Origin of the sequence: Paraburkholderia bengalensis (genome assembly GCF_037126505.1) — a bacterium.
In the GTDB taxonomy this organism is placed as follows: Bacteria; Pseudomonadota; Gammaproteobacteria; order Burkholderiales; family Burkholderiaceae; genus Paraburkholderia; species Paraburkholderia bengalensis.
Map to the genome: position 1 here is coordinate 36,487 of NZ_JACFYJ010000063.1, position 13,262 is coordinate 49,748.

Genomic DNA, 13,262 nt, shown 5'->3' on the forward strand with positions numbered 1-13,262 from the left:
TCGACACGGAAGGAGACAACACATGGGGCAATTCGATTCGAAAGTCGCCATCGTCACGGGCGGATCACAGGGACTCGGCGCGGCGATTGCCGCGCTATTCGTCGAACGCGGCGCGTGCGGCGTCGTGATCTGCGGACGCGCCAAAGAGAAAGGCGAAGCGAAGGCGCGTGAGTTGAGCGCACTTGGCGCAGCGCGCGATGCGAAGGTCGTGTTCGTGCAGGCGGATCTCGCGAACCTCGACGACTGCCGCAACGTGATCGCGAGCACCGACGCGCAGTTCGGCCGCATCGACGTGCTCGTCAACGCTGCGGCATTGACCGATCGCGGCACGATACTCGACACCGATGCCGCGCTGTTCGACCGCATCTTCGCGACCAACGTGCGCGCGCCGTTCTTTCTGATGCAGGAAGCGATACGCGTGATGTTGCGCGAGCGTATCGAAGGCACCATCGTCAATATCGGCTCGATGTCGGCGAAGGCCGGGCAGCCGTTCATCGCTGCGTATTGCGCGTCGAAGGGCGCACTAGCGACGCTCACGCAGAACACCGCGTATGCGCTGCTGCGCAACCGCATACGCGTGAACGGGCTGAACCTCGGGTGGATGGCATCGGCAGGCGAAGACCGCATTCAGCGCCAGTTTCACGGCGCCGACGACGACTGGCTGCAACAAGCCGCCGCCGTGCAGCCGTTTGGCCGCCTGATCGACCCGGCCGAAGCGGCGCGCGCCGTCGCGTTTCTCGCCAGCGATGAATCGGGTTTGATGACGGGCTCGATCGTCAATTTCGACCAGACGATCTGGGGCGCTTATGAGACCGCCCCGCACCCTGCTGAGCCGCTGAAGATTGCTTGAGCCGCACTGCATTGCGTGTCGCGCGTTTTGCCCGGCACGCAATGCAACGCTTATTCCTTCGCTTATTCGTTGATCCGCAGGTCCGGGTTCTTGTGCGCGATCTCCGACACCCAGTCGACGAACGCGCGCAGCCGCGAACTGAGATTGCGGCGATGCGGATACACGACGGACAGCGGCGTCGATGGGCTCTCGAAGTCTTCGAGAATCTCGCGCAGCGCGCCTTGCCTGATGAGCTCCGACACCATGAAGCGCGACGGCTGGATGATGCCGTGCCCGAGCGCGCCCGCGTTGATGTACACCGAGCCGTCGTTGACGGCGAGCACGCTCTTCATCTGCACCTTCACGACTTCATCGCCGACGTTGTACTCGAACGGAAATGTTCTGCCCGTGCGCGCCGACACGTAATTCACGGCCCGATGCCCGGCGAGTTCTTCGAGCGTTTTCGGTATTCCGTGCCGCTCCAGATAGGCGGGCGACGCGCACGTAACGATGCGCGCATTGCCGATGCGCTTCGCGACGAGACTCGATTCCTCCAGCATGCCCATGCGAATCACGCAGTCCACGCCGTCCTGGATCAGATCGATGTTGCGGTCCGCGAGGCCCAGGCGCACATCGATCTCGGGATAGCGCTGGTAGAAATCGTCGAGCGAAGGCAGCAGCAACGCGCGTGCAAGCGTGCCCGACGTATCGACGCGAATCGTCCCCGCCGGGCTCTCACGCTTGTTCGACAGCGACGATTCGGCGTCCGCCACTTCCGCGAGAATGCGCACGCAGCGCTCGTAAAAAAGTGCGCCGTCTTCCGTGACGCTCACCTGACGCGTCGAACGGTTCAGAAGACGCACGCCGACGTGCTCCTCCAGCGCCTGAATCGTCCGGCTCACCTTGGCGCGCGGCAAGTCGAGCATTTCAGATACTTTTGAAAAGCTGTTCGCGTCCACCACGCGCGTGAAGATCTCCATTGCCTCGAAGCGGTCCATTTCCTGTGCCCTGTCGTTGTATGGCGGCGAGCCACCTGCCGCTGCAGATGCTGCCCAAGCAAGCGAAGCGACATTGTGCCGCTCGCGCTGCCGGCTGCATCCTGCGTGCAGCCTGGCGGCTACAAAAATATCACGGAGAAAATCGTCATGGGCGAGAAGGGGCGCGAACGCCAGGGCTTTGGCTGCGCGACTCATTTGCGCAAATGACATCGCCCGGGTCGCGGACATTGAATCGGCTTTAAAACGATTTGCCGATTTAAACGCCCGGGCGCAGCCGGCGGGCGCTTCGATATGATTAATAGTATTTATCGATCCTCAATTGACGGACTATTTACTGCTAAAGCCGCGTTTTATCCTTGATGCGGCTGTCGTGGGTGTTGGTTTATAAAAACGCTTAAATCCGGACACGCCATTCTCGAAACGCTCTGTTTCAACACGTTGCGCCGGGTCGCGGCAACAACGCGCCGCCCTGGTCCTGCCGGACCGCGGATTTTCGGCCGCACTCGGGCAATCAGCAGACTAGTATTATTTTCCGGCCCACGCTTTTGGGCGCGCAATAATTGCCTATGTGCGTTCGCGCAAAAATACTTGGCAATTCCGCGTCATTTCCGATTGAAATTTAAAAATCACCGCATTAGGATGAGAACCCCATCGATGCTGTGCGCATGCATCTATGGACCAATAATTTGAATCGTATTCACCGTTCGCGAAGGGCCGCCAAGTCATTCATACTCGCGAGCGAAAGCGATGCGCCCTTCAGGAGACGTACATGCTGAGCCCACACGAATTTGCGACGCTCATGCTGGTCAAGGACGCGACGCCTCAGTCCGATTTTGATCCGCAAGATCTGCTGGCGCTTGCCGACCGCGAGTTCATCACGATTGGCGCGCCGCCTCAGACGTGTTTGCAGCCACGATTGACGGAACGCGGGCACGCGCTGCTCGCCCGTCTCGGCAGCGCGCTGTCATGACAGCGTCATATCCGGGCGCGCGGCAAGTGCGGCTCAAATAACGCTGCAGCCGGCGATCCTTCCCATTTGACCGGTTGGCATCGATTGTCAGACGACGCCGATGCCAGTCGATCCTTCGTGCATCAACCATACGAGGCCATTCGATGTTTATCACCATCGACGAAGCGACTGCCGCACAGAGAGCCGGGGTTCAGACGTACTTCAACATCGCGAACGAGGCGGTCAACGGCCTCGAGAAACTCGTTCAGTTGAATTTCCGCGTACTGCACGAGAACGTGGAGCGCAGCATGAAGGCGCTCTCGAACGGCGAGCTGCCCGTGGTCGGTGCAGCGAGACGCGGCGACCTGTCGGTGATCGAGCGCGCGGCGCTCTATAACCAACAGTTGCTCGACATCCTCGCGAGCACCCAGGCAGCCATTATCAAGCACGCGAGCGCGCACTACGAATCGCAGATCGGCGTAGTCAAGGCCGATTTCGACGAAGCGGCGCAGCGCGCGCCCGCAGGCGCGGAAGTCGCGGCAACGGCGATGAACTCGGCCGTCACGGCAGCGAATGCCTTTTACGAAAGCATCTGGAAAACGGCGCGCCAGGCCGTCCAAACAGCGGAGAGCAACCTGAATGTCGTGACACGCGGCGCAAGCGGCGTCTCCCACGCGGCCTGAACGGGCAACGCAAGAACCAGTAGCAGGAACCGGACGCGATCCCCGCGTCAGGCGCATTTTCAGCCCGCTTTCGAGCGGGCTTTTTTTCGTGCATTGCGCACGCTCAGCCGCTGTATCGAGATCGCAAACGCGTCCTCTGCGTCATGTAGTCAAGCTATTTGCGTTGCGTGCTGACCGTATCGCCGGGCACGATGGGCGGCTCGAAATCCGCATCCGTCGGTGCGCCGTGCGCGGCCGACTCCCCTCTCTTGCCGCTAGCCGGCTTTTCATCCGCGCGCTTGCTCTTCGCGGGCGGCGGCGCTTCGGGGCCTGCCGGTTCATCCATTGTGTTCGGCTGACCGTCGCTCGTGCGTGCCATGTCGTGCTCCTTCCTCGCGCAATTCATCGCGGCATCGGGCATCGCACGTTCCCATGCGGCCCGAATGCAATAGCTACACGCAGGCGAAGCGCATTGACATGCCGCCGCGCCTGTCTGCTGCTGTCCGTCACGCCGTCACGCCGTCGCCACAGCGCGGCGCGCGCCCGTTGGCGCGCGACGGATCGACGCATTACCGGCCGAAGTAAACGCCCTTCGTGCCGTCGTTCGGGCGGGGCATCGGTTGCGCCACACCCGTCGACGTCGTGCCGTACTTCACGCCTCCGTAACCGTCACTCTGGCCTTGCTGGCCGGACGCCCGGCTTTCCGCTGCTTGCGCGTTGGCCGGATAGTTCGTGCGGTCGCCGTCGCCCGGACGATAGCCCTGGTTCTCGACGTTGATCAGATCCTGCCGTACTTCGCCTCGCGTGGCCGGCTCGCCCGGCGGGACGGTCGATTGCGCAATAGCCGTGGCGGAAATACCCATGACGGCGGCAAGAATGGCAGCTTGCTTGAGCAGTTTCATGACTTCCTCCATGAAGTAGGTAGTACAACCTTCATGGCGCAAACGCTGTACCAGCCGACGCTTGATGATGCTGGTCAAAGACACCGCCGCTACTTTCTCGATGCCTTCGCGGAGCGTGTAACCGATGTGCCTTTTACAACGGCATGGTTGCGAGCACCACAAATGAGCGCGACACCTTCCGCTGCCGTTGCGCGTAACGATGCGCGCGTGTCCCCTGCGCGCGAACGCAAAGCAAGGCTATGCAGGATCGCCGAAGCGACGCGCGCGAGTACGGCGCAATCAGCCTCTGCGCGTAGTTCGCCGTCCGCCTGCGCGCGCCGGATGCGCTTTTCGAATGCACGATCGAAGGCTTTCAGGCCTTGCGCCAATCTGGTGCGCACGTCTTCATCGACCTTCGATTCGACCACGGCCGTGCCGATCAGAAAACATCCGCGCGGCTCGCCGCCCACCGGCAGATAAAGCGCCAGCGCTCCGTCGTAGACACGCTGCAAGGCCTGCGTCAACGGAATATCGTCGGCGAGCGCCATCTGCATGGCTTGCACGCCCGCTTCGACATAGCGGTCGAGCGTGCTCAGATACAACGCGTGCTTGTCGCCGAATGCGGCATACAAGCTCGGGCGATTCATGCCTGTTGCGTCGCTCAACGCATCGAGCGATGTGCCCGTATAGCCGCCGAGCCAGAATGCATCTGTCGCATGTCCGAGTGCGTCGTCTGCATCGTATGCGCGGGGCCGCCCGCGTGCGCGCTTTTCGCTTTTTGTACTGTCTCGCATATAAATATTTGACACCGTCGATTTTTGTTCACTATAGTACAAAAACAATTCAATGACGGGAGACATCAGCATGGACTTGTACTTTTCGCCGCTGGCGTGCTCGCTTGCCACGCGCATTGCGCTGTACGAGGCGGGCGCGCAAGCCAGCTTCATTCAGGTGGATACGAAGCACAAGACGCTGCGCGACGGCACCGATTTCTATCCCGTCAACGCACTCGGGCAGGTGCCCGTTCTGCGCACCGACGATGGCTGGCTGCTGACCGAGAACACGGCCATCCTGCCGTACGTCGCGGATCAGTTTCCCGCTGCGCGGCTGGCGCCCGTGGCGGGGACGCCGGAACGGGCGAAGCTGCAGCAATGGCTTGGCTTTATCAGCACCGAACTGCACAAGGCCGTGTTCGTGCCGCTGCTGGACCCCACCGCGCCTCACGATTACGCCCGCCAGAAGGTCGCGCGCCGGCTCGACTATTTGCAGGCGCATCTGTCCGGGCACGACTATCTCGTCGGCGGCTTTACCATTGCGGATGCATATCTTGCCGTCGTGTTGAACTGGGCGAAGTATTGCGACATCGATCTCGCGCAGTGGCCCGCCATCGACGCGTATTATCGACGCATCGTGCAGCGCCCTCAGGTGGCGAGAGCGTTCGCCGAAGAGGTCGCGCTGTACAAGGAAGAGCAGGCGCGTCAATAACGTCTTGAGAGGCTCGTCGATGAAGGTCAACCGGATCGTGTGCAACGTCGAAGTGCAGCAGACAGCGCAGGCGCAACGCTTCTATCACGATGTTCTCGGCCTCGAACTGCTGATGGATCACGGCTGGATTCGCACCTACGGCACAGATCAGGCGATGACCGTGCAGATCAGCTTCGCGCAGGAAGGCGGGTCCGGCACGAGCGTGCCGGATCTGTCGATCGAAGTCGACGACGTGGACGCGGCGTGCGCGGCGATGAAGGCAACGGGCTTCGCGGTCGAATACGGTCCCGTCGACGAGCCTTGGGGCGTGCGGCGCTTTTATGTGCGCGATCCATTCGGCAAGCTCGTCAACATTCTCGCGCACTGTTCAAGCGCAGCACGCGCGTAAGCGCATAAGCGCACGGCCTGCGCGCATCGCAGAGCCGCCGCTTTCGTATTGCCATCGAACGGACACACCACTGCGCGCGCAATCGCTTTACCATTGACGCGCGCAGTGTGCGCTGCCCACCGGGAGAACATTCATGGACCTGGATTCGATCCGCAAGAACGCGTTTGCGATGCCTGTACACAATCCCGCTTTTCCGCGCCCGCCGTTTCGATTCGTGAATCGCGAGTACTTCATTATTTCGTATGAGAGCGACCCGGACGCGATTGCCGCTGCCGTGCCGGCGCCGCTGAAGCCGGAAAACTCGCTGGTGCATTACGAGTTCATTCGCATGCCGGATTCGTCGGGATTCGGCGACTACACCGAAAGCGGGCAGGTCATTTCAGTGCGCGATAGCGAAGGACGTCTCTGCAATTACACGCATTCGATGTATCTCGACGACGAAGGCCCGATTGCGGCAGGCCGCGAAATCTGGGGCTTTCCGAAGAAGCTGGCGCGTCCGCACATCAGCGTCGACGGCAACGACACGCTGCTCGGCACGCTCGACTACGGCACGCAACGTATCGCGACGGGCACGATGGGCTACAAGCATTGGGCGCTCGACATGGAAACCGAACGCGCGAAGCTCGCCGATACGCCGAACTACCTGCTGAAGGTGATTCCGCACGTCGACGGCAGCGCGCGCGTGTGCGAACTGGTGCGCTTTTTTCTGCGCGACGTGACCGTGCTCGGCGCATGGGCGGGCCCCGCTGCGCTGGAGTTGCGGCACCACGCGCTCGCGCCCGTCGCGGATCTGCCCGTGCGGCGCGTGGTCGGGGCGCGTCAGGTCGTGGCGAACCTCACGCTCGATATCGGCGAGGTTGCGTTCGACTATCTGGCGAATGCCGGTTAGCACGCGAACGGCCCACACCGGAAATCAACGGGACTGCTTGCTCTCGATCAGTTTGACGAGCGTGTGCAGCAAGCGGTTCGACGGCGTGGCGACGCCCAGTGCTTCGCCGCGCCGCACGATCAGCCCGTTGAGGTGATCGATCTCGCTGCGCTTGCCGCGCGACAGATCCTGCGCCGTCGATGAGTACTGTCCCGGCATCGTCTCGGCGATCATGCGCACGGCCCGGTCGATGTCGCCGGGAAGCGTGACGCCGTCGGCCTTCGCAACGGCGCGGCACTCGTCGACGATATCGCGCATCGCGGCCGTCACGCCCTCGCCCTGCACGAGCCGGCCGTAAGGCAACTGCGTGATCGCCGACAGCGCGTTGTACGCGCAGTTGAGGATCAGCTTCGCCCACAGCGCGCCGCGCACGTTGTCGGAGATTTCGGTGGGCACGCCCGCCGCGATCAGCGCCTGCGCGACCTCCGCGCTCGCCTTCGACGGCTCGATCACCAGCTCGCCGCGCCCGTGATGACGCACGTGCCCGGGCCCCGCCATTTCCGTCGCGACATAGACGACGGCCGCCGCCACGTCCTGCGGCACGATCTTGCGGACTTCGTCGGCATTCTCGACGCCGTTCTGCAGCGTCAGCACCAACGCGTCGGGCGCGAGAAACGGCTTGATTTCCAGCGCGGCGCTCGACGTATCCGTCGACTTCACGCAGAACAGCACCAGCTTCGCGCCTTCGACGGCACTCGCTTGCGTGCTGGCCGCAAGCGGAATGGTTTCGTCGAATGACTGCGCTTCGAGGCGCAGGCCGCGACGCCCGATCGCGTCGACGTGTTGCGGGCGGCCGATCAAGACCACCTCGTGTCCCGCGCGCGCCAGCATCGCGCCGTAATAGCAGCCCACTGCGCCAGCGCCCATCACCGCGACTTTCATGATCAAGACTCGTTGTTTGGACCAGAAGGGTCCGAAGTTATCACAGCGTTAGCACAGCGGTCACCACAGCGAACGCGCCGCTGCGGCCGCGCTACATGAGCGTGGGGCTCACGCCGCGTGCTTGCGCACGGCGAGCAACGCATCGGCGAACGCACCGGGCGCTTCTTGCGGCAGATTGTGCCCCGCGTTGTCGATCACGCGGTATTCGTACGGCCCGGTGAAATGCGGCGCATGATACGCTGTTCCCCCTATGGGCATCACGCCGTCGGTGCTGCCGTCGAGCGAGATCGTCGGAACGCGAATGGGAGGCTGCGCGGCAAGCTGACGCTCCATCGCGTCATAGCGCGGATCGCCCGCCACCAGCGCGTAGCGGTGCCGATACGAATGAATCACGACGTCGATGAAGTCGGGGTGATCGAACGATGCCGCCGTGCGTTCATAGGTGGCGTCGTCGAATTGCCAGGTGGGCGACCACATCGTCCACAGCAGCCGGCACAGCGCCCGGCGGTTTTCCGTGAGCCCGGCGCGGCCGCGTTCGCCGTGAAAATAGTACTGATACCAGTGGCGCGCCTCGTTTTCCGGCGACGCGGGCTTCACGGAGGCCGCGATGTCCTGGATGTTGTAGCTGTTGACCGTGACGAGCCCCTGCGCGCGTTGCGGATAGAGCGCCGCGACGATGCATGCGGCGCGCCCACCCCAGTCGTAGCCGCCGAGCAGCGCACGTTCGATCTTCAACGCGTCGAGCAGCGCGAGCAGATCGGCGGCAAGAGCAGCTTGCTGGCCGGAGCGCGGCGTGTCGGCGGAAAGAAAGCGCGTCGGACCGTAGCCGCGCAGATACGGCACGATCGCGCGCGCCCCGTGCGCGGCAAGCAGCGGCGCGACTTCGTCGAAGGCATGGATGTCGTAAGGAAAGCCGTGCAGCAGCACGACAGGCCATCCTTCCGTATCCCCCGCTTCTTCATAAGCGATGTCCAGCAGCTCGGTGCGTACATGTTTCAGCATGATCGACGGCTCCCTGGCGGCGAACGCTCATGGTAGCGCCGTCGCGCAATCGATGCCGGGCGCTCGCCTGGATGCATTCAACTAAATATCTTTGCCACCGCCAGTCGCTTTGCTACAAACGGATGTCGCATTGATATGATGCCTACCGTATGGCGGTCCGCTACATTCGACATGGACGTTGCCCGCAACACGTCGCCATCCCGTTGCCGCGAGACGAACCACACAGAGCACGCATGAACAAGGCACACGATCCGGCGACTCCGCCGTGCGGCGCATTCCCGCTCTCCGACGCCCAGCCGCATGCCGAATTCGTCGAGAGCGCTGCCGCTCTTGGCGCGCCCATTGCGCGCGAGCCCGCGCCCGCACCTGGTTCCGCGCCGACGCCTGCTTTCAACGGCATGCGCGCCACCGCGATCCTGCTCTTCGGCTATGCGATTCTCATCACGGGCAACGGCCTGCTCGGCACGCTGATCTCGTTGCGGCTCATCCAGCAGCAGGCGCCGTCGATCATCGTCGGCGTCGTGCAGTCCGCGTACTACGTCGGCTTCATGCTGGGCGCCGTCTACGGCGGCGAGCTGATCGGACGCGTCGGACATCATCGTGCGTTCGTCTCGTTTGCGGCAGCGTCCGCGTGCTGCGCACTCGGCTACGCGATATGGAATACGGCGCCCGTCTGGGTGCTGTTGCGCTTCATCACGGGTTTTTGTCTGGTCGGCATCTTCACGGTGGTCGAAAGCTGGCTGCATCAGGTCGCGAGCAACGCGCAACGCGGCCGCGTGTTTTCGGCGTATCTGATCACGAACTATCTCGGTGTCGGCACGGGCCAGTTCCTGATCGGTCTCGCGGACCCGGCGGGCTTCGAACTCTTCAGCGCCGTCAGCGCCCTGTTCACCGCGTCGCTGATTCCCGTCGCGCTCGCGGGCACGGCGCCCGGCCCCGCCGTCGCGCACGATTCGCCCGCCAGCACGGCCGGGGCCGCGTATCGATCGCGTCTCGCGCGCGGCTTGTCGGGCCTGCAGTCCATCCGCCGATGGGCGCCGCTCGGCATCTCCGCGTGTCTCGCAGCGGGCCTGATGTACAGCGCGTTCTACGCGATGCAGCCCGTGTTCATGCGGCGCGTTGGCTATACCGTACCGGACGTCGCGCATTTCATGGGCTTTGCGCTGCTCGCCGCGCTCGTACCGCAATGGCCCGTCGCCCGCCTCGCCGACCGCTTCGACCGGCGCAAGGTGCTGCTCTGCATCGCGGCCGTCGCGGGTGCGCTAAGCGTATTGCTGTTTCTCGTGCGCGACGGCGCGCTGATCGAAGCGCTCGGCTATCTGTACGTCGCCGTCGCGTTTTCGATGTACGGCGTCGTCACGTCCTATGTGAACGACTGCATTCCCGCCGACGAGCGGATCGCCGTCAGCGCGGGCCTGCTGCTGCTCTTCTCGCTGGGCGCGAGCGGCGGCCCGACGATCGCGTCGGCCATGATGTCGCTCGCCGGGCCTGCCGGCCTCTATCTGTTCACGAGCGTCGTGCTGGGCACGCTCGCCGTGCTGACGCTGCGCAGCCTGCGCGCGTCGGCGGCGACGCAACGGGTTGCCGACGCTCGCTAGTGCGCGCCGGGACACGGTGCAAGATGGCCGACGCCCGAACCGGCAATTACGTGCTAACGATTCGCTTGCGAGGTCTTTCGAAGCGCGTTGCTAAAGCGCGATGTGTTGGAAAACGTTCGTGCGCGACAGAAGCCTTGTGACAAGCGCGGCTTGCGCAATGTTCGTGGGTCGAAAGGCGGCAAGACGAGAGACGCCAAGACTTGCACGCGAGCGCGTGAGCGATGCTGCGGCGACTTCGACAAAAGCGCCGATCCGCTCAGCCTTCGCAGCGGAAAAATTCGATGCTCTGGCCCGACGCGACCGCGCGGCGCAGCCATTCGGGCAAATCGCCACGTCCGTCCCACACATGGCCCATCGCGTCCTGATAGCGGATTGCGCGCGCGTTTTTCTCGTCTTCGGCGAGCGAGTGTCGAAGCGCGTCGACGGTGATGCCGAACTCGTCCATCCGGCGCTGTATCCACGCGATCAAACGTTCTCTCGCCTGCTCATCCAGTTTTGCGATTGTGGTAGACATTGCTCGTGCGATTCGAAGTGGGACGAGATCAGCAATCCATTCGTACGGGCGAGGCCATGACGGACGGGTTCAATTGCGCCGCCGCGCATCGATGCGAACAGCCGAGTCGAACAGCGCCTCGGCACGCGCCAGTTCATCGAGTGCGCGGTCCAGTTGGGCGACGGCGGCCGCGTGCCCGGCGCGCGGCATGCCGTCATCCAGCTCGCCGCGCACCGCGCGAAACGCCTGATCCACGTTGCGCGTCGCTTCGACAAAACGCTGTGCGGCCTGAGCCTGCCTCGAGTGCGTCATGGTCGACATGGCATTCCTCCATCGGATTTCTGGTTCGGACATTCCGCGCATGGAAACGCCGCTTGCGCCGACGGCTCCTGGCACAGCCGGAGCCTTGCGAAATATCCGCTACGACACGTGGCCGATTTTCTCCCTGCTGACGGGAGAACACCAGGTCTGGATTGCAATAACAGGCACATTTTAACGCGCGCGCGCAAAATGTTAAGTTTTCCCAGGTTTATGCGCCGGAAATGCGCCCCGCATCGACGGCAAAGCCGGTGTGCGCCGCGCTGAATGCCGCCATCGCTTCAACGGGCGGCGTGTCGAACAGGTCGCGCGTGAAGCCGCGCACGCGCTCTTGCGAAGGCCGCGTTCGCAAGCGGCCGACAAGTTCGATGAACGCGGCGAAGTCGCCGTCGCGCGTGGCCTTGTTGACCTCGGCGAAGTCGCGCGCCTTGAGCACGCTCGGCTGCGTGAGCCGCACGCAGTAGGGCGCTTCGAGTTCGACCGCGAGCGCGACGGGATAACGCTTGCCGCCCGTCTCGCCCGCGCGCGCGAGGCAATCGACCACGGTCGCGCTCTGCCCGGAGCCGGGCGGCTTGCCCGAACTGACGCTGCGCAAATGCTCGGGATAGATGGAAAGCCGCGTGCCCATGCTCAGATCAGCCGGCGACGAACACACCAACGCGTAATGCTGCTCGCGGCGGCGCCCCGACGGCAGCACGGCGCGACTGACGATGAACGCATGCGGCGGAAGCTGCCGGACCTGGCCGACGCTGTCGACCCACGCGTTCCACAGCAGCATGTCTTCGCGTTTGCGCACGCTTGGCTTCGGCCTGCTGGACGCGGGCGAAAAAAGCGCGAGCAGCGAGCCTGTGCGGTGCGCCGCGACTTGCGCGGCATTGCCGGGCGATTGACCGACGCCCCACAGGAAGCGCCCGCCGCCCAGGCGCCGCTCCCATTCCTTCTGGAGAACGAGGCTGGGCAGTTCTTCGCCGGACTCGATGCCTGTCCTGATCCAGCAAAACGTGGGCGGTAGGTGCTTCAGTGTCATCAACTTCCTCAGGATGCCTGGTCGGCTTCGGGATTCCGGCTTGCCGTCTGGATGGCCATTCAGGTGCCGTTCCAGCCGTCATTGCGTGAATTCGATCCGCCAATTCAATAAGCGTTAATGTATAGCTATAATGAATGGAATGGAAGCCCCGAACCACGATTTTCCCGTGCAGGACCTGTTGCGCCGGTTGACGGCGGACACGCGTTCGTCCAGTGAAATCGCGCGGCTTTCTGGGGTCAGCCAGCCTACGGTGTCGAGACTTCGGCTGTCGAAAGGCAGGCGGGTGCGCCGTAGCGCGTCATTCAATAAGCTATGCAGTTTCTATGGCGTCGAGCCGCGCCATGCGGGCGGCCGCGCGCATGGCTACAACGAACTGCTGCGCAATGCGATCGTCGATGCATGGGACGGCTCGGAAGAGCACGGTCGCGCGCTGCTTGTCGTGATCGAAGGACTGAAGGGGTTGAGCACGAAGATCGACTGAGCGATGCGCGTGGAGAGGTGACGGGCGGGCCGTCGTGGTGGACTGCGGGGGAGTTTGCGGCGAAGCCGGCTCCGCGCGTTCAGCGCGAGCCGGCTTTTACGACTTAGAACTGCTCTTCCGACAACGCAAGCACGCCTTCGGCGCCCTTCGCACTGACAATCGACGCCTCAAGCGCCACCGCCTGCGGCAGCACATGCTCCGCGAAGAACTGCGCCGTCGCAATCTTGGCGCCATAGAACGAGGGGTCATCCGCCTGCTTGCGTTGCGCCGCGAGCATCGCGCGCGCCATCTGCCAGCCGCCCAGCACGGTCCCCGCCAGCTTCAGATACGGCACGCTACCC

19 protein-coding genes are annotated in these 13,262 nt (G+C 63.5%); 9 read left to right on the top strand and 10 right to left on the bottom strand.

The genetic code is table 11. From position 1 onward, the window contains the following. Window positions 1-22 precede the first annotated feature (22 nt). A complete protein-coding gene (locus tag H3V53_RS29050; protein WP_336600854.1) occupies window positions 23-850 on the top strand; it encodes an SDR family oxidoreductase in 828 nt (275 codons plus the stop codon). A gap of 62 nt (window positions 851-912) precedes the next feature. Here H3V53_RS29050 and H3V53_RS29055 read toward each other — a convergent pair whose 3' ends face one another. Then, entirely contained in the window at window positions 913-1,827 is a 915-nt protein-coding gene (locus H3V53_RS29055; RefSeq protein WP_336600855.1) for a LysR family transcriptional regulator, read from the bottom strand. Between the two features lie 769 nt (window positions 1,828-2,596). Here H3V53_RS29055 and H3V53_RS29060 point away from each other — a divergent pair. Continuing rightward, the gene (locus H3V53_RS29060; RefSeq protein ID WP_054924684.1) at window positions 2,597-2,797 is read left to right on the top strand and encodes a hypothetical protein; all 201 of its coding nucleotides are present in this window, start codon (window positions 2,597-2,599) and stop codon (window positions 2,795-2,797) included. A gap of 143 nt (window positions 2,798-2,940) precedes the next feature. Further along, a complete protein-coding gene (locus H3V53_RS29065; RefSeq protein ID WP_336600856.1) occupies window positions 2,941-3,459 on the top strand; it encodes a phasin family protein in 519 nt (172 codons plus the stop codon). A 154-nt stretch (window positions 3,460-3,613) separates the two neighbouring features. Here H3V53_RS29065 and H3V53_RS29070 read toward each other — a convergent pair whose 3' ends face one another. The 3 genes from H3V53_RS29070 to H3V53_RS29080 all read right to left on the bottom strand — a co-directional run bounded on the left by H3V53_RS29070 (window position 3,614) and on the right by H3V53_RS29080 (window position 5,113). After that, window positions 3,614-3,817 (bottom strand): hypothetical protein, encoded by a 204-nt coding sequence (locus H3V53_RS29070; RefSeq protein ID WP_336600857.1) that lies wholly within the window; start codon window positions 3,815-3,817, stop codon window positions 3,614-3,616. A gap of 190 nt (window positions 3,818-4,007) precedes the next feature. Beyond that, complete coding sequence (locus H3V53_RS29075; protein ID WP_336600858.1) at window positions 4,008-4,340, bottom strand: DUF4148 domain-containing protein; 333 nt, start codon at window positions 4,338-4,340, stop codon at window positions 4,008-4,010. Between the two features lie 89 nt (window positions 4,341-4,429). Then, on the bottom strand, window positions 4,430-5,113 hold the full coding sequence (locus H3V53_RS29080) for a TetR/AcrR family transcriptional regulator (RefSeq protein ID WP_336600859.1): 684 nt from the start codon (window positions 5,111-5,113) through the stop codon (window positions 4,430-4,432). A 70-nt stretch (window positions 5,114-5,183) separates the two neighbouring features. Between H3V53_RS29080 and H3V53_RS29085 the strand changes: the two genes are divergently transcribed. The 3 genes from H3V53_RS29085 to H3V53_RS29095 all read left to right on the top strand — a co-directional run bounded on the left by H3V53_RS29085 (window position 5,184) and on the right by H3V53_RS29095 (window position 7,081). Next, the gene (locus H3V53_RS29085; RefSeq protein WP_336600860.1) at window positions 5,184-5,804 is read left to right on the top strand and encodes a glutathione binding-like protein; all 621 of its coding nucleotides are present in this window, start codon (window positions 5,184-5,186) and stop codon (window positions 5,802-5,804) included. 19 nt (window positions 5,805-5,823) lie between these two features. Then, window positions 5,824-6,192 carry a VOC family protein gene (locus H3V53_RS29090; RefSeq protein ID WP_336600861.1) on the top strand — a complete coding sequence of 123 codons (369 nt, stop codon included), beginning with the start codon at window positions 5,824-5,826 and terminating at the stop codon, window positions 6,190-6,192. Window positions 6,193-6,325: 133 nt separating this feature from the next. Continuing rightward, a complete protein-coding gene (locus H3V53_RS29095) occupies window positions 6,326-7,081 on the top strand; it encodes an acetoacetate decarboxylase (protein WP_054924690.1) in 756 nt (251 codons plus the stop codon). 24 nt (window positions 7,082-7,105) lie between these two features. Here the strand turns inward: H3V53_RS29095 and H3V53_RS29100 are convergent, their stop codons facing one another. Continuing rightward, window positions 7,106-8,002 carry a 2-dehydropantoate 2-reductase gene (locus H3V53_RS29100; RefSeq protein WP_054924691.1) on the bottom strand — a complete coding sequence of 299 codons (897 nt, stop codon included), beginning with the start codon at window positions 8,000-8,002 and terminating at the stop codon, window positions 7,106-7,108. 108 nt (window positions 8,003-8,110) lie between these two features. Then, window positions 8,111-9,004: an alpha/beta fold hydrolase gene (locus tag H3V53_RS29105; RefSeq protein WP_336600862.1), complete on the bottom strand. Its 894-nt coding sequence runs from the start codon at window positions 9,002-9,004 to the stop codon at window positions 8,111-8,113. Between the two features lie 233 nt (window positions 9,005-9,237). Between H3V53_RS29105 and H3V53_RS29110 the strand changes: the two genes are divergently transcribed. Next, a complete protein-coding gene (locus tag H3V53_RS29110) occupies window positions 9,238-10,602 on the top strand; it encodes an MFS transporter (RefSeq protein ID WP_336600863.1) in 1,365 nt (454 codons plus the stop codon). Window positions 10,603-10,858: 256 nt separating this feature from the next. Here H3V53_RS29110 and H3V53_RS29115 read toward each other — a convergent pair whose 3' ends face one another. Together H3V53_RS29115 and H3V53_RS29120 are read right to left on the bottom strand one after the other, a co-directional pair. Next, window positions 10,859-11,116, bottom strand: coding sequence for an H-NS family nucleoid-associated regulatory protein (locus H3V53_RS29115; RefSeq protein WP_054924693.1), 258 nt, complete (start codon window positions 11,114-11,116; stop codon window positions 10,859-10,861). A gap of 69 nt (window positions 11,117-11,185) precedes the next feature. After that, on the bottom strand, window positions 11,186-11,416 hold the full coding sequence (locus H3V53_RS29120) for a hypothetical protein (protein WP_054924694.1): 231 nt from the start codon (window positions 11,414-11,416) through the stop codon (window positions 11,186-11,188). Between H3V53_RS29120 and H3V53_RS29125 the strand changes: the two genes are divergently transcribed. Further along, window positions 11,406-11,591 (top strand): hypothetical protein, encoded by a 186-nt coding sequence (locus H3V53_RS29125; RefSeq protein ID WP_336600864.1) that lies wholly within the window; start codon window positions 11,406-11,408, stop codon window positions 11,589-11,591. The two genes, H3V53_RS29120 and H3V53_RS29125, sit on opposite strands and share 11 nt — an antisense overlap. A gap of 33 nt (window positions 11,592-11,624) precedes the next feature. Here H3V53_RS29125 and H3V53_RS29130 read toward each other — a convergent pair whose 3' ends face one another. Continuing rightward, complete coding sequence (locus H3V53_RS29130; protein WP_336600865.1) at window positions 11,625-12,440, bottom strand: hypothetical protein; 816 nt, start codon at window positions 12,438-12,440, stop codon at window positions 11,625-11,627. 139 nt (window positions 12,441-12,579) lie between these two features. Here H3V53_RS29130 and H3V53_RS29135 point away from each other — a divergent pair, with 139 nt between their 5' ends. After that, entirely contained in the window at window positions 12,580-12,921 is a 342-nt protein-coding gene (locus H3V53_RS29135) for a helix-turn-helix domain-containing protein (RefSeq protein WP_336600866.1), read from the top strand. A 103-nt stretch (window positions 12,922-13,024) separates the two neighbouring features. Here H3V53_RS29135 and H3V53_RS29140 read toward each other — a convergent pair. After that, a partial coding sequence (locus H3V53_RS29140; RefSeq protein WP_336600867.1) for an acyl-CoA dehydrogenase C-terminal domain-containing protein occupies window positions 13,025-13,262 on the bottom strand: 238 nt, incomplete at its 5' end.